This window comes from Kingella bonacorsii, assembly GCF_016623605.1.
Taxonomy (GTDB): Bacteria; Pseudomonadota; Gammaproteobacteria; order Burkholderiales; family Neisseriaceae; genus Kingella_B; species Kingella_B oralis.
On sequence record NZ_JAEHNZ010000001.1, the window covers coordinates 896,087 to 917,951 of the forward strand.

The following is a 21,865-nucleotide window of genomic DNA, read 5'->3' on the forward strand; positions in this document are numbered from 1 at the left end:
AACCATAGCCAACCCCTTTTCAGGCTGCCTCATCCATCCGCAAAAAAAGCACTCCGTTTACCAGAGTGCTTTTGTTTACAGCGTTAATGCGCTCCCGCTTCCAGTACCAGCGACAGGATAAATGTCCACACGCACACAAACACCAGCAAGGCGATGCTGTATCGCAGCACCAGTTTCAGCACGGCAGATTCTTCGCCTGTTTTGCCCAGCGCGCCTGTGGCGATGGTGATGGATTGGGGCGATACCAGTTTGCCCATTGCGCCGCCGGCGGTATTGGCGCTCACCAGCATATTGGGGTCAATACCCAGCTTGCCTGCCACCGTGCTTTGCACGCCCGCAAACAAGGTGTTGTTGTTTACCACCGAGCCTGTCATAAACACGCCCACCCAGCCCAATATCGGAGAGAGCAATGGGAAGATTTTGCCTGTTTCGGCGATGGCTTCGCCCAACACTTTGGTCATGCCTGTGAACGTCATCAATTTGGCAATCGCTAAGATGCAAGAAATGGTAATAATGGCGATGAGGAACGATTTAAACGTTTCTTTCAACACGCCAAACGCTTTGCCAAACGACACGGTTTTGCTGCTCATGGCGATGGTAATCAGCGTTGCCACCAAAATCGCTGTGCCTGTTGCTTTGCCCAAATCCAGCGCGGCTTTCACTTCGCCTTCACCAGGCATCACATCCAAAGTAATCGTGGTAAACGATAACACACCGTCTTTAATAAACATCCCTTTAAAGAACGGCATACTCCACACAATCACCGCGATGCTCAACAACACAAACGGCATCCAAGCATCCACGATTTGCCCAGTAGAGAATTTTGCTTTGTTGCTCTCGTCTTCTGCCACCAAGCGGAAAATGTTTTTTGGTTTCCATTGGGTGCACAACGCAGCCAAAGCAGCCAAAGAAAGCAAGGGAGGCACAATATCCACCAACTCAGGACCCAAGAAGTAGCTCACCACCATTTGCGATACGGTGAACACCACAGAAGTTACCAACAGCGCAGGCAAAGTTTCTTTGATGCCTTTGAAGCCGTCCAAAATCCACACCAGCAAGAAAGGCACGCTGGCGGCCACAATCGGCAAAGTAGTGTTGGTTGCGCGCGATACGCCCAGCGCGGTTACGCCGTCCAGCTTAAACGTATCCACAATCGCCACGGGAATACCAATCGCACCCCACGCGCCAGCAGCCGCGTTGGCCACCAAACACAGCATCGCTGCTTGCAAAGGGTTGAAGCCCAGCGCAGCCAGCATCACGCTACAAATGGCAATCGGCACGCCAAAGCCCGCCGCGCCTTCCAAGAACGCGCCAAAGCAGAAGCCAATCAGCAATAATTGGATGCGTTGGTCGGCGGAAACCATGGTGAGCGAGCCTTTGATGACTTCAATTTTTCCTGTGGCAACGGTTAAGCGGTAAAGCCACATCGCCATGATGATGATGTAGCCAATGGGCCAAAAACCTGCCCAAAAGCCCGATACCACAGCGGCAAACGCGGCGGCAAACGGCAGGTTAAACGGATAGAACGACAGCACCAGCGTTGCCACCAAAGTGAGCAAAGCAGCGTGCAAGCCTTTGAGTTTCAACACGGTTAAACCGAGCAAAAACAATACAATAGGAATCGCTGCCACCAATGCCGACAGCCAAATGCTGCCTAGTGGGTCATGCGTTAGGGAGAACATAGATAAATACTCCTAAAAAATGCAGCTTTTTGAGCTGCGTGGGTTAAAAAAACTCTAAAAACTTTTGGTGCAAGTTCCGCGGGTGTGATGCTACGCCTGTTTCAGGCGAAAAAATATGTTTCGCATCAAGTTTTGTAAACTTATCGGCGAAACAGGTTAAGATTTTAACTATCACACCCATTTTGTTTACATGGTTTAACGCTTATAATTTGAGGCAGCCCGAAATCCATATCCCCGCGCGCATCAAGCCCAGCCCATTTTCAGGCTGCCTTATTTTGTTTACCTGTTCATTTATCGCCATGCCCTACACCGCCCAACTCGCCGAAAAAACCCAACGTCTCACCGCCCTACTCTCCCCTTTTTCCGCGCCCGCTCCGCAAGTGTTCTCCTCGCCCGAGCAAGGCTACCGTATGCGTGCCGAGTTCCGCATCTGGCACGATGGCGACCAAATCAGCTACGCCATGTTTGCCCACGGGCAAAAAGCATCCAGCGCCTCGCTGATTAAGCTCACCCATTTTCAGGCTGTCCACAGTAGCATCAACGCGCTGATGCCCCGCCTGCTCCACCGCCTTTCAGGCTGCCCCGCGCTGCAAACGCGGCTCTACCAATGCGAATTTCTCGCCACGCTCAGCGGCGAAATGCTGGTAACGCTGATTTACCACCGCAAGCTGGATGATGACTGGCAAGTCGCCGCCCGCGCCCTAGCCCGCGATTTAGGCATCCACATCATCGGGCGCAGCAAAGGGCAAAAAATCGTGTTAAGCCAAGATTTTGTAACCGAACGATTAACCGTAAACGGGCAAAGCTACGCCTATCGCCAATACGAAGGCAGCTTCACCCAGCCCAACGCCATCGTGTGCCAAAAAATGCTGGCATGGGCGTGCCAGCAAGCGCAAGGCGCAGGCGGCGACCTGCTGGAACTCTATTGCGGCAACGGCAATTTCACCCTGCCCTTATCGCGCCATTTTCGCCGCGTGCTGGCAACCGAAGTGTCCAAAACCTCCGTTGCCGCCGCGCAATGGAATATCGCGTATAATCAAGTGGATAACATCCAAATCGCCCGCCTATCCGCCGAAGAATTTACCGAAGCGTTTTCAGGCTGCCGCACCTTTCGCCGCCTAGCCGAAAGCGGCATCGCGCTGGCGGATTACGATTTTTCCACCATTTTCATCGACCCGCCGCGCGCAGGCGTGGACAACGCCACGCTGCAACTGGTTGCCCGGTTTGACCGCATTATTTATGTGTCGTGCAACCCCGAAACGCTCGCCGCCAATTTACAAACGCTCACGCAAACCCACGCCATCCAAGCCACCGCGCTGTTTGACCAGTTTCCGTTTACCCCGCATATTGAAAGCGGCGTGATGCTGATGCGAAAGGCAGCCTGAAAACCGCTTTACCCATTTTCAGGCTGCCTCAACCCACCCCGAAAGCACCACCATGAACTATCAAGACCAACTCAAAGCCCTGCACAAACAAGCCCAAGCGCAAACCGCCGAACGCCGCGCCGCCGAAGCGCAAGCCAAGCAGCAAGCCGCGCAAGAAGCCGAAGTCAATTTTAGCGAGCTGATGAAAGACGTAACCCCGATTAAAAACACCAATCAATACGTCGCCCCCACCCGCAAACAGCCCATCAAACCGCGCCAGCAAGCAAACGACTTGGGCGAAGAAAACTATTTTTATGTGGGCGACGGCGTGCAACTAGAAATTCCCGCCACATTCAGCAAAAACGGACAAGGCGCAAACGACATCAAACGCCTGCAAAACGGGCATTACGAAGTGGTCGCCGATGTGGATTTGCACGGCTACACGCAAGAAGAAGCCCAGCAAGTGCTCAACGAATTTATAGAATTTGTGAAACGGCGCGGCGTGTGCGGCGAAATCATCCACGGCAGCGGCTTGGGCTCATCGGGCTACACCCCCGTGCTCAAAAATCTGGTGCGCCGCTGGCTGATGGCACACCCCGACGTGCTCGCCTACTGCGAACCGCACAAAGGCAACGATGGCGCGGTGCGCATTTTGGTAAAACGCCAACGCCGTGCCGACCCGTGGGCAGAAGACAAATAAGCGGCAACCGCATTTTCAGGCTGCCGTAACCACACCCAACATAGCCACGGCACCGCCCCTTTTTCAGGCAGCCTGAAAACAGTAAAATCCCCACCCTTTCCCATCACACAACGAAAGCCCATTATGACCATCAAAACCCGTTTCGCTCCCAGCCCCACAGGCTACCTCCACATCGGCGGCGTACGCACCGCCCTGTATTCATGGGCATTTGCCAAACATCACGGCGGCGAATTTCTGCTGCGCATTGAAGACACCGACCTAGAACGCTCCACCGCCGAAAGCGTGCAAATCATCCTGCAAGGCATGGACTGGGTAGGACTGCACGCCGACAACCGCGATAACATCGTCTATCAAACCCAAAATTTTCCGCGCTATAAAGAGCTTATCCAACAACTGCTTGCCAGCGGACACGCCTACTACTGCTATTGCAGCAAAGAAGAACTCGCCGCCATGCGCGAAAAAGCCGAGCGCGAAGGCACCGCCACCTACGACCGCCGCTGGCGGCCCGAACCCGGCAAAACGCTGCCGCCCATCCCTGCCGACCGCGAACCCGTTGTCCGCTTCAAAAACCCGCTGGATGGAGTAACCCATTGGCACGATGCCGTAAAAGGCGACATCAGCATCCCCAACGCCGCGCTCGACGACCTCATCATCGCCCGCGCCGACGGCACGCCCACCTACAACTTCTGCGTGGTGGTGGACGATTTTGACATGGGCATCACCCATGTGATTCGCGGCGACGACCATGTAAATAACACGCCCAAACAAATCAACATCTTCAAAGCGTTGGGTGCAACCCCGCCGCAATACGCCCACCTGCCCATGATTTTGAACGAGCAAGGCAAAAAAATCTCCAAACGCAGCGGCGACACCGTTGCCATCACCGAGTTCGCCGACATGGGCATCCTGCCCGAAGCCATGCTGAACTACCTCGCGCGGCTGGGCTGGGCGCACGGCGACGACGAATTTTTTAGCATGGAACAATTTGTGCAATGGTTTGATTTGAACGACGTATCCGCCTCGCCCAGCCGCATGGATGGTAAAAAACTGCTGTGGATAAACGGTGAACACATCAAAGCCGCCGACAACCAACGCCTTGCCGATCTGGTCGCCCCACGCTTGGCGCAGCAAGGCATCCGCGTTTCAGGCAGCCTGAAACTCGCCGACGTGATTGCCTTCGTGAAAGACCGCGCCCAAGACTTGAACGCGCTCGCCGGCGAATGCGCCTATTTCTACGTCAAAGCCACGCCTGCCGCCGCCGATGTAGCAAAACATTGGGACGACGAAGCCCCCGCGCGGATGCGCCGTTTCGCCGAACGGCTTGCTGCCCTGCCCGAAGGCGATTGGACGGCAGAAGGCATCCACGCGCTGTTTGCCCCGTTCTGCGAAGCCGAAGGCATCAAAATGGGCAAACTGGGCATGCCGCTGCGCCTTGCAGTGTGCGGCACCGCCAAAACGCCAAGCGTGGACGCGGTGCTCGCCATACTGGGACGGGAGGAAGTGTTGAAGCGGCTGGCAGAAGTTTGATTTAAAACCCACACTCGCCCATCCGCCACGCAAAAGGCAGCCTGAAAACGGGTTCATGCTCGTTTTCAGGCTGCCTTTTTTGTGGTACACGAAAGCCTAGACAACGCTCGCAGCAAAATGGAGCGGCGACGGCTCATCGCCAAATGGCACGTTGAATAAGCCAAACCCTTTGCAAAAGTCCAAAGGCAGCCAAACGCCTAATCACGTTTTCAGGCTGCCTTTTATGCTTCGCACATCAGCGCAGCAATTCATCCGTAATCTTTTGCAACAACGCCACGCGCTCCGCCGACACGTCGCCGCGTTCCGCCGCCGCTTTCACTGCGCAGTTGGGCTCGGCGCGGTGGGTGCAGTTGTGAAAACGGCATTGCCCAATCAGGTGGCGCAAATCGGGGAAATAATCCAGCAAATCCGCCGCTGCCAAATGGTGCAAGCCAAATTCTTGCAAACCTGGGCTGTCAATCAGCTTAGTGTGTTCATCCAAATCATACAGTTGCGCGTGGGTGGTGGTGTGTTTGCCCGAATCCAGCGCGGCGGAAATGGTTTGCGTGCGGGCAAGGGTTTCGCCCAGCAGCGCGTTGGTGAGCGTGGATTTGCCCATGCCGCTTTGCCCGAGCAAGATATTGGTTTCGCCGCGCAGTTGCTCGCGCAGGCTGTGCACGTCGCCCAACGCGCTTAACGTGATGATTTTATAACCTAATTGTTCGTAAAACGACAATTTGGCTTGCAGCGCGGCGGTGCTGGGCAAATCGGCTTTGTTGATGACAATCACGGGGCGGATGTGCGCGGCTTCGGCGGCGATTAGCGCGCGTTGCAGCAGGGCTTCGCTGGGGCTGGGCTCGGCGGCAACCACAATCAAAAGCTGGGTTACGTTGGCGGCGATGAGTTTGGATTTCCACGCATCTTGGCGATACAGCAGGCTTTGGCGTGGCAACACGCTTTCAATCACGGCTTGCTCGCCATTGATGATTTGGATGTGTACAAAATCGCCGCAGGCGTAGTCGGTGCGTTTGCTGCGGGTGCTGGCTTCGTAGGTTTGCTGATTTGCCGTGCGGACGATGTAGCGTCTGCCGTAGCTGGTGATGATTTGGGCGGTTTCGGGCATGGGATGGCTTTCAGGCTGCCTTGGGATGCGTTTAAAATACGACCAAGGCAGCCTGAAATCGTATTCATAAGGAGGGCGCAATGTTGGAAGGATTAAAAAACTGGCTACGCGAGCGGTTTGAGCGGCAAGGCTATATTGACTACATGACTTTCCGCTACCCATCGCTGCGTGGGCGGCTGTTTATCATAGCAGCGGGCGGCGCGTTGTATGCGCTGAACCGGATTTTCCCCGCGTTGGCAAAGGCGATTGCGGCGGTGTTGGTTGTGCCTTATTTGGTTTATTTGGCGTTTATCTGGGCGGCGGCAAAGCATCGCCCTGATGATTGGGATGAATTTTAGTTTTCAGGCTGCCTTAATCGCGCAAAGGCAGCCTGAAACGAAGTTCAGCGGAGCTAAAACGTTTATGCTGCTATTCATAGCGCTGCCCTTCGTGTTCCAGCCAACCATCAACATGGTGGCGGCTCGGGTCTTTGTGCGTCCAATGAATCACGCCGCCTTGCTCGCTCCATTCGTATTCGCCGTTAAACACGATGGTGTCGCCTTTTTTCAAGCCACGAATTTTCGGCGCAAGGTCTATATTGTGCGCAAACAGCAGCGTTTGCCCGCTGGCAAGTTTCACAATAAAGCGTTGATGGCGCGAGCCTTGCGTGTCATCGGGCAAGGTTTTAATCACGCGCCCGCTGCCTTGAATTTGCAGATTGCTTTGGCGGTTTTGGTAAGCCTGTTGCAAAGCTTGTTCAAAATGGGCGGCGGGTGGCGCGGCTTTTTCAGGCTGCCTTGATGTGGTAACGGTTGGCTGCTGGCTTTGCGTTGTCGCGCGGGCGGGCGTTTGCGGTTGGCTTGGGCTTTGCGTATAACGCGCAAACTGCGTGCCTGCCACCAGCAGCGCAAACAACACAATCAACAATAATCGGTTTTTCAACATACTCGTCCCTAAATATTGTTTTCAGGCTGCCTCATCCCAATAAGGCAGCCTGAAAACCATTTCAGCCAACATCACACTTCAATCTTATTCGGCGTAAACGTTTCCCATTTATTGCACGCTGGGCAATGCCAGAAAAACACTTGCGATTTGAAATGGCAGTTGCGACAGCGATACATCCAACTGCGCTGCACTTGCCGCCCAATCACGGTGCGCATCATATCAGCATCGGCTTTCCATTGCGGGTTCAAATCGCTCATCTGCAAACCCAGCAGGCGATACATCCCGTTTAAATCAGGCTTGATGCGCACCAGCTCCACCATTGTTTGGTTGGCTTTTTCCTCGCCCCACAGCAGCAGCGATTTTTCGTAAATCACACTGTTCAAATCCAGCTGCGGGAACATTTTGGCGTAGCCAATCAGCACTTCCAAGCCGTCTTGCGCCTTGCCCAGCGCGTCATACGCGTCATACAGCTTCTCGCCTACCATGCTCAAATAAGCATGGTTTTGCTTTTCAATCGCGGCGTAGGCATCAATGGCAGCCTGAAAGTTGCCCTGCTTTTGCTCAATATCGCCCAAAATCATGTTGGCGCGGGTGCATTTTTTGTTGGCAGACAAGGCAGCCTGAACATGCGCACGCGCCTGCTCAAATTGCGATTTAAACAATTCGCCCTGCGCGATTTCGCAATAAAACTGCGCCATTTCAAATTGATAAGTTTGCTCATCGTGCGCCAAAAGCTGCGCGGTGGCAATGGCTTGCTCCCAATCGCGGTCTTGCTGATAAATATTCAACAGCAATTCATTCGCCTGCTTTGCCATATTGCCTTGTTTTAATTCCAAGAAAATCTGCTCCGCCCTGTCCACCAAGCCCGCGCTTTGATAATTCAAGCCCAGCTCGTATAACACCCGCGTGCGCTTATCGCCCACCGTATCAGGCGAATCCAGCAACGCCTTGTGCATGGCAATCGCCTTATCGTTTTCACCGCGCTGGCGATACAGCTTGCCCAAAGTTAAATTCAAATCATACGAATTTTGTTGTTGATCAATCACTTCCGCAAGATTATGCGCCGCGCGCCCTGTGTTTTTGTCCACCAGCGCATCCAAACTGGCGTAAAAGCCCGCTGGCACAGTTTTTGCCTGTTTCAGCACGGTTTTCATATCAATCCGCGCGGCAAACCAGCCCATCGCAAAAAACGCAGGCAGCAAAATAATCGGCACAAGTATTGACCAAATGTCAGCGTTTTCCATGTTTTGCCTTATTTTTTGGCTGCGTTAACCGGCTGGGGCGCGGTAATGTCTTGCGTGGTCAAACGGGCATTCTTTTGCACTTCGGCACGCAAGCGCGCGTTCTCGTTACGCAGATGGATTAAACGCCCAAACAGCGCAAACAAGCCGAACAGCGCGCCCGCCACAAACGCGCCGAACAAAATCACAATCAGCGGCAATTCAAGCGACTCGCTGGGCAGATAGAAAAATGGTACTTTTGCCGTGTTAATCAAAGCAAACACCAGCAGCACCGCCAAAATCGCAAGTTTGATTATCGTGTAAAACAGTTTCATCACAGTTCCCTGTTGTTTCAAAAATAGGTCGCAAAAATAAAAAGGCAGCCTGAAAATAGGCAGAGCCTGATATGGGGCGTAAGTGTAAACGATTTGACCGCCTTGTGATACTGCCTTTCATTACCCCGCATTCAAACCATCATCCAAAACATCATCCCAAACGTAAACAAAGGCAGCCTGAAATACAACAAAATCCCAACCTTTCTTAACATTTGCTTTCAGGCAGCCTGAAAATTATTTAGAATACGGGGCTTAATTCAATCCACTTTTGCAAAGGCATCATTATGAGCACAGCTATGCAGATTACCGACCTTCTCGCATTTGGCGTGAAAAACAAAGCATCAGACTTACACATCTCCGCAGGTCTGCCCCCCATGATTCGCGTGAACGGCGACATCCGCCGCATCAACCTGCCCGAAATGAACGCAGACGAAGTCGGCACAATGATTAGCTCCATCATGAACGACTTGCAACGCAAAAACTACCAACAAAATTTGGAAACCGACTTTTCGTTTGAACTGCCCAACATCGCCCGCTTCCGTGTGAACGCGTTTAACACCAACCGCGGGCCCGCCGCCGTGTTGCGTACCATTCCCAGCAAAGTTTTAACCTTGGAAGAGCTCAAAGCCCCGCGCATTTTCCAAAAAATCGCCGACAACCCACGCGGTTTGGTGTTGGTAACAGGGCCAACAGGTTCGGGCAAATCCACCACCCTTGCCGCCATGATGGACTATGTGAACGAAAAATATTCCGCCCACATCCTCACCATTGAAGACCCCATCGAGTTTGTGCACCAATCCAAAAAATGCCTTGTGAACCAACGCGAATTGGGCGAACACACCCACAGCTTCGCCAACGCCCTGCGCTCCGCCCTGCGTGAAGACCCCGATATTATTCTGGTGGGCGAGATGCGCGACCCCGAAACCATTGGCTTGGCATTGACTGCCGCCGAAACGGGGCACTTGGTGTTTGGCACCTTGCACACCACCTCCGCCGCCAAAACCATCGACCGTATTATCGACGTGTTCCCCGCTGCCGAAAAAGAAATGGTGCGTTCTATGTTGTCCGAATCACTGCGCGCGGTTATCGCCCAAACGCTGCTGAAAACCAAAGACGGCAAAGGCCGTGTTGCCGCGCATGAAATCATGATTTCCACCCCCGCGATTCGTAACTTGATTCGTGAAAACAAAATTGCCCAAATGCAATCTTCTATTCAAACGGGGCAAAACTTCGGTATGCAAACGCTGGACCAATGCTTGCAAGACTTGGTTCGCCGCAATATCGTGTCGCTTGCCGATGCCCGCGCCAAAGCGCAAAACCCCGATATGATTGTGTAACAAACAAAGGGAGACCACCATGTCAGAACAAAACAACCCCACCGCCGGCTTAACCAACCTGTTGGAAGACTTTGTGAACGATTACCAAGTGAAGCCGCAAGCCGCGCCCAAACGCGCCCCCCAAGGGCAGCCTGAAAAAACCGTTGCCAGCGTGATGGCGCGTAAAGAAAAACCAGGGCTGCATCCCTTGCTGGAAAAAATGTCTGCCGAATGCGAAAAACGCTTGGCTTCCGATATTTTCATCAGCGTGAACTTCCCGCCCTCATTCAAAATCAACGGCGAGCTGACCCCCGTTCCGCTCAAACCGCTCACTCCGCAAGACACCGAAGTTTTGGTGTATTCCACCATGAGCGATGAGCAGCGCATCCGCTTTGAAGAAGAATTGGAATTGAACTATTCGGTTACTTCTGCCACAGGTGTGCGCTATCGTGTGAACGCGTATCACGAGCAAGGACACGTGGGCATGGTGTGGCGGCGCATCACCACCAAAATTTTAACGGTGGACGATTTGCAGCTGCCGCAAGGCTTGAAAGAGCTTGCCATGCAGCCGCGCGGTCTGATTATTCTGGCGGGGGCAACGGGTTCGGGTAAATCCACCTCCATGGCGGCGATGCTAGACTGGCGCAACAAACACGCCGCAGGTCATATCGTTACCATTGAAGACCCTGTGGAATACATCCACACGCCAATCAAAAGCATTTTTACCCAACGTGAATTGGGCATTGACACCAACTCTTGGTCTATGGCGGTGCAATCTGCGATGCGTCAAGCGCCTGATGTGGTCTGCGTAGGCGAGGTGCGTAACGAACACACCATGGAATACGCCTTGCAGCTGGCGCAAACGGGGCACTTGGTATTCTTCACCATCCACGCGAACAACGCCGTGCAAGCGGTGGAACGTATCATGAACTTCTACCCCGAAGAGCAGCACAAACAAGTATTGCTGGACTTGTCGCTCAACGTGGTCGGCATCATCGGGCAGCGTTTGGCGCGTTTGATTGAAGGCGGGCGTACCGCGATTGTGGACTTGCTGATTAACTCGCCCGCGATGGCGGACTACATGATGAAAGGCGAGCTGATTGAGATGATGCGCTTGATTGAGCGCTCCCAATCCGAGGGCATGCAAACGTTTGACCAAGATTTGTTCAAACTCTACACCTCAGGGCGCATCACCTTAGACGAAGCCTTGCGCCAAGCCGAATCCGCCAGCGACTTGCGCCTGAAAATCACCCTGTGGGAAGAAGGCAAAGAGCCGGGTCAAATGTATGACCGCGTTTCCGATTTGAACATCTTGTAACCGGTTAAATAAACTGCGTTTCAGGCTGCCTTAATCGATTGAGGCAGCCTGAAAATTTGTTTGCGGCAGCTTTGCCCGTTCGTTCATCGTCCGCCCCGCGCATTCTGCCAACGGCAGCCTGAAACGCCGCTCGGCACAACCCATCCCTCACACACGAAAGCTTACCATGCCCCATTTCTCCCTCCCCTCTTCCAACGGCGATATATTCCACAGCCAAGCGCATCTGCCGCTCATCGTTTATTTCTATCCCAAAGACCACACCGCAGGCTGCACCATCGAAGGCTTGGATTTCAACCGCCTGCTGCCCGAATTTCAAGCCTTGGGCTACACCGTGGTCGGCATCTCGCGCGACAGCGTGAAAACCCACCAAAACTTCTGCGCCAAACAAGGCTTCGCCTTTGCCTTGCTCAGCGATGCCGACGAAACCGTGTGCCGGCAATTCGACGTGTTGAAACTGAAAAAGCTCTACGGCAAAGAACACATGGGCATTGAACGCAGCACCTTCGTGTTAGACAGCGCAGGCAATATCGCGCACGAATGGCGCAAAGTGAAAGTGGCAGGGCACGCCGAAGCCGTGCTGGCGGCGGTAAAAAACGGCTAGCGACGCGGCTCGGTTGCCCAACGCGCAACCGCTAAGCCGTTCTCCCGTTTGAGCTTTCCCCGCCCCAAGCGTATAATCCGCTCCGTTTAACAACTACCTTATAGGCAGCCTGAAAACCCGTTTTCCGTTTTCAGGCTGCCTCATCTTAATCACGCGTTCACACCATGCAAACAGCCCGCCCCCTCTCCACCAAACAAATGGCGTTCCTGATGGCCATGCTCATCGCCATCATGCCGCTGTCAATCGATGCCTACTTGCCCTCGCTGCCCAACATCGCCACCGCGCTGCACGCCGACATCCATCAAATTGAAAAAAGCCTGAGCACATTTATGTTTGGTGTGGCGGCAGGGCAGTTGCTCGGCGGTTCGTTGTCCGACATCAAAGGGCGGCGCAACATCGCGCTGTTTGGCTTAACTATTTTTCTGATTGGCTGCGCGGGGCTGATTTTTGTGCAAACCGCCGAGCAGCTGATGGCGTTGCGCATGGTGCAAGCCTTGGGCGGAGGGATGTCTGCCGTGGTGGTGGGCGCGTTGGTGCGCGATAATTATCAAGGCAAAGAAGCGGCGCAAATGTTCACCCTTATCGGCATCATTTTGATGCTGGCACCGCTGGTTGCGCCCATGCTCGGCTCGGCGTTGCAATCGCTCACGGGCTGGCGCAGCATTTTCGCCTTTTTGTTTGTCTATGCCAGCATCGTGTTCGCGCTGCTGTTTCGCTTTTTGCCCAAACACAAATCCGCCGAGCCGCTGCGCCTGTCGCACGTTAAACAAATCGGCAGCCGCTATCGCCAAGTGTTCGCCACGCTGCCCGCGCTTGGTTTTTTGTTTTACCAAGCCGCTTCGTTTTCATCCATGATGGCGTTTTTAAGCGAATCGCCCTTTGTTTACATGAAGTTATACAACCTAAGCTCGCATCAATACGCTTGGGTGTTTGGCTGCAACATCGTAACCATGATGCTGTGCAATCGGCTGACCGCGTTTGGCTTGCGCCGCGATTGGCACAGCCGCGATTTGCTGAAAGTCGGCATCGCGCTGCAAGGCTGCGCCAATATTGCCCTTGTTGCCAGCGTGTTGTGGTTCAAACAGCCGCCGCTGGCATTGTTGATTCCGCTGGTGATGGTGTCGGTGGGCACGCAAGGTTTAATCGCCGCCAACACCCAAGCCCTGTTTATGAGCAACTTCAAGCCCGAAATCGCAGGCAGTGCCAACGCCGCGCTATCGGCAACGCAATCGCTGATTGGCTCGCTGGCGGGCTTTTCGGTTGCCTTTTTGCACAACGGCACGGCGTTGGTGATGACAGGCACGATGCTCGCCGCCACCAGCATAGGCTTGGTGTTGCTGCTGCTGTTTTCGCGCAGCCAAATGTGGGGGAAGGCAGCCTGAAACCGATTTTCAGGCTACCTTGGCAAGCCATTTCAAGCCGCCCCAAGCGAAAAAAACCCGCGTTTCAAAGTAATTTCTCGTTAAGGCAACTGGCCTTATCCCCGAAACATCGGTATATTGCGCGGCTACCTCTCAGGCAGCCTGAAACCAGGCCCGGCCATCCCATCCACCTTTGATTAAAGGAAACGCACATGAAACTGATGAAAACCACCACACTTGCCGCCCTCACCGCCGCGCTCGCATTGAGCGGCTGCGTAACCGATGCCACCACAGGGCAAAACAAAATCAGCAAAACCGCGCTTTACGGCTTGGGCGGCGCAGCCACCTGCGGCATCGTGGGCGCATTAACCCACGGCGGCAAAGGCGCGCGCAATTCTGCCTTGGCTTGCGGCGCAGTAGGCGCTGGCGTAGGCGGTTACATGGATTACCAAGAGAAAAAATTGCGTGAACAACTGCAAGGCTCAGGCGTTGCCGTGGATCGTCAAGGCGACCAAATTAAATTAACCATGCCCGCCGCCGTAACCTTCGCCACCAACAGCGCCACGCTTTCCGCCCAAGCGCAAAACTCGTTGAGCCAAGCCGCGCAAACGCTGGCAACCTACACCGACACCACCATCACCATCGTGGGACACACCGATAACACAGGCAACGATGCCATCAACAACCCCTTGTCGTACAACCGCGCCCAATCCGTTGCCAACTACCTGAACCAACACGGCGTGGCAGCTAACCGCATGAGCGTGTCAGGACAAGGCTCGCGCCAACCCGTTGCCGATAACAGCACCGAAGCAGGCCGCGCCCAAAACCGCCGCGTAGAAATTCTGATTAACCCCGACCAAAACGCCGCACGAGCCGCAGGCGCATAACCATTGGTAAACAACGCAACAGGCAGCCTGAAAACCGTTTTCTCGTTTTCAGGCTGCCTAAATGTTGTCAAAACATCGTAACCACGGAACATCGCATGAAAATCGCCACATGGAACGTTAATTCGCTCAACGTGCGCCTGCCGCAAGTAAGCGACTGGCTCGCCGCCCACCAGCCCGATATATTGGTGCTGCAAGAGCTGAAACTGGAACAAGACAAATACCCCGCCGCCGCCTTTCGCATGATGGGCTGGCACACCGCATGGGCAGGGCAAAAAACCTACAACGGCGTCGCCATCATCAGCCGCCACCCGTTGCAAGACGTGCAAACAGGGCTGCCCGCGCTGCCCGACGACCCGCAGCAACGCGTGATTGCCGCCACCATCAACGACATCCGCGTAATCAATGTTTACTGCGTAAACGGCGAAGCGCTCGACAGCCCCAAATTCGCCTATAAACGCCAATGGTTTGCCGCGCTCACCGAATATGTGCGCGACCAGCTCGCCCAACACCCCAAGCTCGTGCTGCTGGGCGACTTCAACATCGCCCCTGCCGACGACGATGTGTACGACCCGCAACGCTGGCACGAAAAAATCCTCTGTTCCGGCGAAGAACGGCAATGGTTCGCCAACCTGCTCAACCTCGGGCTACATGACGCATTACGGCACATTTACCCCACCGGCGCGCACTACACATGGTGGGATTATCGCGGCGCGATGTTCGCCAAAGGCTTGGGGCTGCGCATTGACCACTTGCTGATTAGTCCCGCCCTGCGCGACAGCCTGCGCAGCGTGAACATCGACAGCGAAGCCCGCGCCCAAGAACGCCCCAGCGACCACGCGCCTGTGGTGGCGGAGTGGGATTGAGTGGCGGCGCACAAAGGCAGCCTGAAAATGGAACGGCGACAGCTCGTCGCCAAATGGCGCGTTAAATTAAGCTGCGCTGGTTGATTAACATGTCGTCAAACCGCCGACGCTCCATTGTGCATTGCGTTTCAGGCTGCCTCAAATCATCCAAGGCAGCCTGAAAACACAAAACCGTTTGGTGTTAAGCCAAACGGTTTTTTATCGGACAGATTGGTTTTCAGGCTGCCTATTCACAAAACATAAGCCACCCCGCCCCAAACAAAAAAAAGGACAGGCATCACCCTGTCCCACTAAAAATTTCAGACCACTCGAACTCTCACAAACAAGCAGCCTGAAACCCCATCAAAAGTCAGCTCAATTATCCAAAATCAAGCAATCATCAATCTGGTTTTTGCGCAAACGCTCCACCGTTTGCTCCGCCTGCTGCCGTTCCATGCGCGGCGTGCGCACGTGATACATTGGTGTGCCGTCCGCAGATTTGGTCTCTTTCACCGAAGCAGGCACGCCCGCCAAAGCCGCGTTCGCCACCATCCTTTGCGCGTAATCCGACTCTCTAAACGTGCCCAATTGCACCGCAGAACCTGCTGCCCACGCGCTGCTGATGCCAGTAAGCAAAACCAAAGCTAAGCATAATTTTTTCATCACAGTCTCCTTGTGCCACAGGGCAAGAAATCGGTCTAGGATAAAGAATCTAGTTACCAAACTGGTAGCATTTGCCGTGCCAACTCGTGTAAAAACTAACGTATCTTTACATTCCCCCACGCCACCGCGCCCGCCTGCTAAGGCAGCCTGAAAAGCATCTTGTTTCATTACACGAACTGTGTAAATATTTTAACCAATTGAAAAAACAACAATTTTAATCCAACGCATAAGGCAGCCTGAAAACCATCGCAACCGCCAACGCCACGCACAAACTGCCCTTTTTTGTAACCATCCTACCAAGTGTGCCAAATTTTCAGGCTGCCAAATATGCTAAAATTCGCCCCATTTTCTTAACAAACTTTCCAGCCATGACCTACCAAGTTCTCGCCCGCAAATGGCGACCCAAAACCTTCGCCGACCTCGTGGGGCAACAACACGTTGTCAAAGCCCTGCAAAACGCCCTTGCCAACGGGCGTTTACACCATGCCTACTTGCTCACAGGCACGCGCGGCGTAGGCAAAACCACCATCGCCCGCATTCTCGCCAAAAGCCTGAACTGCGAAAATGCGCAACACGGCGAGCCTTGCGGACATTGCGCCACCTGCCAAGCCATTGATGCGGGACGATTTGTGGACTTGCTGGAAATTGATGCCGCCAGCAACACGGGCATAGACAACATCCGCGAAGTGCTGGAAAACGCCCAATACGCGCCCACGGCAGGCAAATACAAGGTTTACATCATTGACGAAGTGCACATGCTGTCCAAATCCGCGTTTAACGCCATGCTGAAAACGCTGGAAGAGCCGCCCGAACACGTCAAATTTATCCTTGCCACCACCGACCCGCATAAAGTGCCGATTACGGTGCTAAGTCGTTGTTTACAATTAGTTTTACGCAATATGACCGCGCAGCAAGTGTCCGACCATTTGGCGCACGTTTTAAACGCGGAACACATCGCCTACGAGCCCGCCGCACTCACTCTGCTGGGGCGCGCCGCGCAAGGCTCTATGCGCGATGCCCTCAGCCTGCTGGACCAAGCCATCGCCATGGGCTCGGGCAGCGTGCAAGAAGCCGATGTGCGCAATATGATAGGCGCGGTAGACAATCGCTATCTGTTTGAATTACTAGAAATTTTGTCGCAAAAAAACGGCGCGGCGTTGATTGCCAAAGCCAGCGAAATGCACAGCCAATCGCTCGGCTTTGATAGCGTGTTAGCCGAGCTGGCCCTGCTGTTGCAACGCATCGCGCTGCTGCAAACCGTGCCCACCGCCATCGCCGCAGACGACCCCGAACACGACCGCCTGCACGCCCTTGCCCGCGCGTTTAACAGCGAGCAAATCCAGCTTTACTACCAATGCGCCCTGCACGGCAAACAAGACCTGCCGCTTGCGCCCGATGAATACGCAGGCTTTGTGATGACGCTGCTGCGGATGCTCGCCTTTGCGCCGTTTGCGGCGGAGGATGTGCCCGCCAACGCCGTGATTGAAAACACGCAGATGCACGAACCTGCCGCGTCAATCGGCAGCCTGAAAACGAGCAATGCGGGCTTGCACGAAGCGAAAACCGAAAGCGCCGACGAAGTGGAAACGAGCGCGGCAAACTTCGGCGAAACCCAAATAAACAACGACACAGGCTTGAACGAAACGGAAACTGTTTCACCGCAAGCCGTTGCACCATCCAGCAATCACGCGCAAACAGCCACGCCTACTGAACAACCTTTTTCAGCCAGCCTGAAAACCGAAAGCTCCAACGAAATCCATACCAACGAAACAACGCCTGAACCGCAGCAAATCGCCCCCCATCCCGCGGATATAACTGCGGACACAAACAGCGCAACGGCAGAACCGCCCATGCCTGAAACGCCCGCTCCCGCCGACGCGCAAACCGGCAGCCCGCACACCGAAAGCCGCAACGAAGTTCAGGCAGCTGATACCCGGCCCCAAACGCCAGCAGCAACCGCCCTTTCAGGCAGCCTGAAAACCAGCGAAGCAGCACGCCCCGAACCCAGCGAAGCCATCCAAAGCGAAGCAGAACCCGCTCAAGCAGAAAACACCCCCGCGCCGAAAAAAGCCGCCCGAAAAAAAGCCGCCCCCAGCGCAGCCAGCGCCGATTTGGGCAGCCCCAAAACCGAAGGCTTCAACGAAGCCGACACCCCCTACCCCCCATTCGCCGCCGAAAACTGGCCCGCCATCGCCGAGCGCATCAGCAACCAAATCTCCGCCGCCCGTATGCTGCTGGATCACACCGCGTGGGTTGCCTATCAAGACGGTGAATTGCACCTCGCCATCGTTTCCGAAAAAACCAAAAATACCACCAAAAAAGAATACCTTAACCGCATCACCAGCGCATTAAGCGAAGCCTACCAAATCCCCGTCCACATCCAAACCCAACCCTTCGCCGAAGGCAACGGCTGGGAAACGCCCGCCATGCACCGCAGCCGCATCGCCGCCGAAAACCGCGCCCAAGCCCAAGTCCTGATGGAGCAAGACCCCGCCCTGCAAGCCATCCAACAACACTTCGGCGCAACATGGGATGCCGAAAGCATCGCGCTCAACGCCTAAACATCGACAGCCTGAAAACGGGTAACGCAAGCACAACCATCATTTTCAGGCTGCCTCAACATCTCAAGCCGCCACATCATCCAAACCAAAAAACACCATGCTCCAAACCGACAACCTTACCACCAGCACCCAACCCCGCCTTATCGCCGCGCAAAATCTCTCCGCCCAAGAAGAGCAGCTAGAACGCGCCCTGCGCCCCAAAACCCTCGCCGACTATATCGGGCAACACAAAGCCAAAGAACAGCTTGCCATCTTTATCGCCGCCGCCAAAAAACGCAGCGAGGCCCTAGACCACAGCCTGCTTTTTGGCCCCCCAGGTTTGGGCAAAACCACGCTGGCGAATATCATCGCGCGCGAATTGGGCGTAAACCTGCGGCAAACATCAGGCCCCGTGCTGGAACGCGCAGGCGACCTCGCCGCCTTGCTCACCAACCTAGAACCGCACGACGTATTATTTATTGACGAAATCCACCGCCTAAGCCCCGTGGTAGAAGAAATCCTCTACCCCGCCATGGAAGACTACCAGCTAGACATCATGATAGGCGAAGGCCCCGCCGCCCGTTCCGTCAAAATAGACCTGCCGCCGTTCACGCTCATCGGCGCCACCACCCGCGCAGGCATGCTTACCAATCCCCTACGCGACCGCTTCGGCATTGTTGCGCGGCTGGAATTTTACGAAACCCGCGATTTAGCCACCATCGTCGCCCGCTCCGCCCAACTGCTGGGCATGGATTTAGACGAACACGGCGCATTAGAAATCGCCCGCCGCAGCCGAGGCACCCCCCGCATTGCCAACCGCCTGCTGCGCCGCGTGCGCGATTACGCCGAAGTCAAACATTCAGGCAGCATCACCGCCCCCATCGCCGATGCCGCCCTCTCCATGTTAGACGTGGACAAAATCGGGCTAGACATGATGGACCGAAAATTCCTAGAAGCCGTGTTGCACAAATTCAGCGGCGGCCCCGTTGGGCTAGACAACATCGCCGCCGCCATCGGCGAATCCACCGACACCATAGAAGACGTAATAGAACCCTACCTTATCCAACAAGGCTTCCTGCAACGCACCCCGCGCGGACGCACCGCCACCGCCAGCGCATTTGAACATTTTGGCTTAACCACGCCCGAGTAAACCCAACCCATTTTCAGACTGCCTCATGGCAGGCAAACACCCATCTTAGGCAGCCTGAAAGCGAATTTATGAGCTTCTGCGAAGCTAAAACCCCATCATCCCCCCTTTTCAGGCTGCCCCACCATGCTCCTATTCCTAGACTTTGACGGCGTACTCCATTCCGCCTACGCCTTTCGCCAAGAACAAATGTTCAGCCAAATCCCCATTTTTGAATGCTTTTTCAGGCAGCCTGAAAACGCCCACATCCAATTCGTCATCTCATCCACATGGCGCAGCGGGCGCGACCTTGCCGCCCTACGCCGCCCTTTCTCCCCCGACATCGCCCAGCGCATCATCGGCAAAACCCCCGAACACGTCGCCACCAGCCCCATCGCCCCGCGCGAGCAAGAAATCCTGCACTACCTAGACGACAACCTTATCCCCAACGAACCCTGGCTCGCCCTAGACGACGCCCATAACTACTTCAACCACCACAGCCAGCGCGTCCACTTCTGCACCGCAGGCACAGGACTAACCGAACGCGACCTGCCCGAACTTTCGCAACTGATTCACCGCGTAGCAAACCACTTTCAGGCAGCCTGAAACACCATTGCGCCACGCCAAACCTGTTTACACAACCCACCACAAAGGAACACACCATGACCACCCCCCAATCCCCCCTATTCAACGAACACCCACTCAACGCCATCATCATAGAAGCCAACATCACGCAGCCTGAAAACATCCCCGCCGCCTGCCGCGCCGCGCAACAAGCCCTTGCCAACGTGCAACAACAATTCCCCAACGACCAACTCGGCATGACCATCGCCTTCGGCGCAAACTACTGGGGCAGCCTGAAACACAACGAAGCCCCCGAGCTGAAAAACTTCCCAGGCTACGGCAAAGGCGCAACCCAAGCCCCCGCCACCCAACACGACCTGCTCATCCACATCCAATCGCAAAACCACGACACCAACTTCACCCTAGCACTCGCCGCGCTCGCCGCATTTGGCAACAGCATCGCCGTGCAAAACGAAACCCACGGCTTCCGCCGCCATCAAGACCGCGGCTTAGACGGCTTTGTGGACGGCACCGAAAACCCCGCAGGCAAAGAAGCCATCAGCAATTTCGGGCTCAACGAACACGGCGGCAGCTACGTGCTCATCCAACGCTACCTGCACGACCTCGCCAAATGGGATGCCTACACCGTCGCCCAGCAAGAAGAAAGCATCGGGCGCAGCAAAGAGAGCAACGAAGAATTCCCCAAAACAGAACGCCTGCCCACATCCCACCTTGCCCGCACCAACATCAAAGAAAACGGCAAAGGGCTCAAAATCATCCGCCGCAGCCTGCCCTACGGCACCGCATCAGGCGAACACGGACTCGCCTTCATTGCCTACGCTGGCAAACTGCGCAACATAGAAATCCAACTGCAACACATGTTTGGCGACAGCGAAGACGGGCTAACCGATCTCCTGCTAGAACGCATCTCCACCGCCATCAGCGGCGCGTATTACTACGCCCCCAGCGTAGAGCGACTGCAAGACTTGTAAAACCATTTTCAGGCTGTCTTTTATCCCATTTAGGCAGCCTGAAAACGAGTTTCTGCGAAGCTAAAACATACAATCACAACCACCATGCACATCCGCCCCGCCACAGTCGCCGACATCCCCGCCCTAGCCAGCCTAGACCAGCAAACCAATCCCCACCCATGGACAGCCAACCAATTTCAGGCTGCCCACCAGCCCCCCATCCGCACCCTACTCATCGCCGAACGCGACCAACAAATCATCGGCTACATCGCATGGCAACACATTCAAGACGAAATCGAACTCCACCTTATCGCCACCGCCCCCAGCCATCGCCAACAAGGCATCGCCAGCCAACTCATGCAACAACTCATCGCCACCGCCCAGCAACACCACGCCCGCATCATCCTAGAAGTGCGCGCCAGCAACCACATCGCCCAAGCCCTATACCGCAAACACCAATTCACCCCCATCGCCACCCGCAAAAACTACTACGGCAACGAAGACGCCATCATCATGGAGAAAACATGCTAAACAGCCGCTATATCCACCTCCACCAAGCCCTAGGACTCGGCAGCATGTGGCTCAACCAACAAGCCCGCATCCGCCCGCCCGAAGGCAGCCTGAAAGCCGAAGGCTTCAACGAAGTTAAAACGAGTAATACGCATTCTGGCGAAAGCGAAGCGAAAACCGAACCCCGCTATCCAACCCAAACACCCACCAACCCGGCCGCCCAAGGCAACGCCCTAGCCAAAATCCGCCAACGCAGCGCCCCCAGCCACACCCCAAGCGCCCCGCAACCCGCCGCCGCACCACCCGGCAACC

At 55.0% G+C, this 21,865-nt stretch carries 21 protein-coding genes and 1 pseudogene; 16 read left to right on the forward strand and 6 right to left on the reverse strand.

Going from position 1 to position 21,865, the window contains the following annotated elements; all coding sequences use genetic code 11:
• Positions 1 to 83: 83 nt before the first annotated feature.
• A complete protein-coding gene (locus tag JDW22_RS04685) occupies positions 84 to 1,682 on the reverse strand; it encodes an L-lactate permease (protein WP_200521899.1) in 1,599 nt (532 codons plus the stop codon).
• Positions 1,683 to 1,981: 299 nt separating this feature from the next.
• Here JDW22_RS04685 and trmA point away from each other — a divergent pair, with 299 nt between their 5' ends.
• The 3 genes from trmA (at position 1,982) to gltX (ending at position 5,273) form a co-directional block, all read left to right on the forward strand.
• Entirely contained in the window at positions 1,982 to 3,067 is a 1,086-nt protein-coding gene (gene trmA, locus JDW22_RS04690) for a tRNA (uridine(54)-C5)-methyltransferase TrmA (RefSeq protein ID WP_200522019.1), read from the forward strand.
• A gap of 52 nt (positions 3,068 to 3,119) precedes the next feature.
• Complete coding sequence (locus JDW22_RS04695; RefSeq protein ID WP_200521900.1) at positions 3,120 to 3,746, forward strand: Smr/MutS family protein; 627 nt, start codon at positions 3,120 to 3,122, stop codon at positions 3,744 to 3,746.
• Positions 3,747 to 3,869: 123 nt separating this feature from the next.
• On the forward strand, positions 3,870 to 5,273 hold the full coding sequence (gltX, locus tag JDW22_RS04700; RefSeq protein ID WP_200521901.1) for a glutamate--tRNA ligase: 1,404 nt from the start codon (positions 3,870 to 3,872) through the stop codon (positions 5,271 to 5,273).
• 235 nt (positions 5,274 to 5,508) lie between these two features.
• Here gltX and rsgA read toward each other — a convergent pair whose 3' ends face one another.
• A complete protein-coding gene (gene rsgA / locus JDW22_RS04705; RefSeq protein WP_200522023.1) occupies positions 5,509 to 6,375 on the reverse strand; it encodes a ribosome small subunit-dependent GTPase A in 867 nt (288 codons plus the stop codon).
• Positions 6,376 to 6,455: 80 nt separating this feature from the next.
• Here rsgA and JDW22_RS04710 point away from each other — a divergent pair, with 80 nt between their 5' ends.
• On the forward strand, positions 6,456 to 6,713 hold the full coding sequence (locus tag JDW22_RS04710) for a hypothetical protein (protein ID WP_200521902.1): 258 nt from the start codon (positions 6,456 to 6,458) through the stop codon (positions 6,711 to 6,713).
• 70 nt (positions 6,714 to 6,783) lie between these two features.
• Here JDW22_RS04710 and JDW22_RS04715 read toward each other — a convergent pair whose 3' ends face one another.
• The 3 genes from JDW22_RS04715 to JDW22_RS04725 form a co-directional block, all read right to left on the reverse strand.
• Entirely contained in the window at positions 6,784 to 7,299 is a 516-nt protein-coding gene (locus JDW22_RS04715) for a DUF3465 domain-containing protein (RefSeq protein ID WP_200521903.1), read from the reverse strand.
• Between the two features lie 71 nt (positions 7,300 to 7,370).
• Positions 7,371 to 8,543 carry a lipopolysaccharide assembly protein LapB gene (gene lapB, locus JDW22_RS04720; RefSeq protein WP_200521904.1) on the reverse strand — a complete coding sequence of 391 codons (1,173 nt, stop codon included), beginning with the start codon at positions 8,541 to 8,543 and terminating at the stop codon, positions 7,371 to 7,373.
• Positions 8,544 to 8,551: 8 nt separating this feature from the next.
• Positions 8,552 to 8,854 carry a LapA family protein gene (locus tag JDW22_RS04725; RefSeq protein WP_003794088.1) on the reverse strand — a complete coding sequence of 101 codons (303 nt, stop codon included), beginning with the start codon at positions 8,852 to 8,854 and terminating at the stop codon, positions 8,552 to 8,554.
• A 296-nt stretch (positions 8,855 to 9,150) separates the two neighbouring features.
• Here JDW22_RS04725 and JDW22_RS04730 point away from each other — a divergent pair, with 296 nt between their 5' ends.
• From JDW22_RS04730 to xth, 6 genes are all read left to right on the forward strand, one after another.
• Complete coding sequence (locus JDW22_RS04730) at positions 9,151 to 10,191, forward strand: type IV pilus twitching motility protein PilT (protein ID WP_050755560.1); 1,041 nt, start codon at positions 9,151 to 9,153, stop codon at positions 10,189 to 10,191.
• A 19-nt stretch (positions 10,192 to 10,210) separates the two neighbouring features.
• Positions 10,211 to 11,488, forward strand: a complete 1,278-nt coding sequence (locus JDW22_RS04735) for a PilT/PilU family type 4a pilus ATPase (RefSeq protein ID WP_200521905.1) — start codon at positions 10,211 to 10,213, stop codon at positions 11,486 to 11,488.
• A 166-nt stretch (positions 11,489 to 11,654) separates the two neighbouring features.
• Positions 11,655 to 12,089, forward strand: coding sequence for a peroxiredoxin (locus JDW22_RS04740; protein ID WP_200521906.1), 435 nt, complete (start codon positions 11,655 to 11,657; stop codon positions 12,087 to 12,089).
• A 164-nt stretch (positions 12,090 to 12,253) separates the two neighbouring features.
• Entirely contained in the window at positions 12,254 to 13,471 is a 1,218-nt protein-coding gene (locus JDW22_RS04745) for a multidrug effflux MFS transporter (protein ID WP_200521907.1), read from the forward strand.
• Positions 13,472 to 13,662: 191 nt separating this feature from the next.
• Positions 13,663 to 14,337 (forward strand): OmpA family protein, encoded by a 675-nt coding sequence (locus JDW22_RS04750; RefSeq protein ID WP_003794071.1) that lies wholly within the window; start codon positions 13,663 to 13,665, stop codon positions 14,335 to 14,337.
• A 95-nt stretch (positions 14,338 to 14,432) separates the two neighbouring features.
• Positions 14,433 to 15,200 carry an exodeoxyribonuclease III gene (xth, locus tag JDW22_RS04755; protein ID WP_003794069.1) on the forward strand — a complete coding sequence of 256 codons (768 nt, stop codon included), beginning with the start codon at positions 14,433 to 14,435 and terminating at the stop codon, positions 15,198 to 15,200.
• 354 nt (positions 15,201 to 15,554) lie between these two features.
• On the opposite strand, the gene JDW22_RS04760 is transcribed toward xth, so the two are convergent.
• On the reverse strand, positions 15,555 to 15,842 hold the full coding sequence (locus tag JDW22_RS04760) for an SPOR domain-containing protein (protein WP_040558118.1): 288 nt from the start codon (positions 15,840 to 15,842) through the stop codon (positions 15,555 to 15,557).
• A gap of 368 nt (positions 15,843 to 16,210) precedes the next feature.
• Between JDW22_RS04760 and dnaX the strand changes: the two genes are divergently transcribed.
• The 6 genes and pseudogenes from dnaX to JDW22_RS13650 form a co-directional block, all read left to right on the forward strand.
• A complete protein-coding gene (dnaX, locus tag JDW22_RS04765; RefSeq protein WP_200521908.1) occupies positions 16,211 to 18,403 on the forward strand; it encodes a DNA polymerase III subunit gamma/tau in 2,193 nt (730 codons plus the stop codon).
• A 97-nt stretch (positions 18,404 to 18,500) separates the two neighbouring features.
• Complete coding sequence (gene ruvB / locus JDW22_RS04770; protein WP_200521909.1) at positions 18,501 to 19,532, forward strand: Holliday junction branch migration DNA helicase RuvB; 1,032 nt, start codon at positions 18,501 to 18,503, stop codon at positions 19,530 to 19,532.
• Between the two features lie 123 nt (positions 19,533 to 19,655).
• Complete coding sequence (locus JDW22_RS04775; protein ID WP_200521910.1) at positions 19,656 to 20,114, forward strand: HAD domain-containing protein; 459 nt, start codon at positions 19,656 to 19,658, stop codon at positions 20,112 to 20,114.
• Between the two features lie 56 nt (positions 20,115 to 20,170).
• Positions 20,171 to 21,064 carry a Dyp-type peroxidase gene (locus JDW22_RS04780; protein ID WP_200521911.1) on the forward strand — a complete coding sequence of 298 codons (894 nt, stop codon included), beginning with the start codon at positions 20,171 to 20,173 and terminating at the stop codon, positions 21,062 to 21,064.
• 84 nt (positions 21,065 to 21,148) lie between these two features.
• On the forward strand, positions 21,149 to 21,574 hold the full coding sequence (gene rimI / locus JDW22_RS04785) for a ribosomal protein S18-alanine N-acetyltransferase (protein ID WP_200521912.1): 426 nt from the start codon (positions 21,149 to 21,151) through the stop codon (positions 21,572 to 21,574).
• Positions 21,568 to 21,865: pseudogene (locus JDW22_RS13650) on the forward strand (hypothetical protein); the annotation flags it as partial. The gene rimI and the pseudogene JDW22_RS13650, both read left to right, overlap by 7 nt.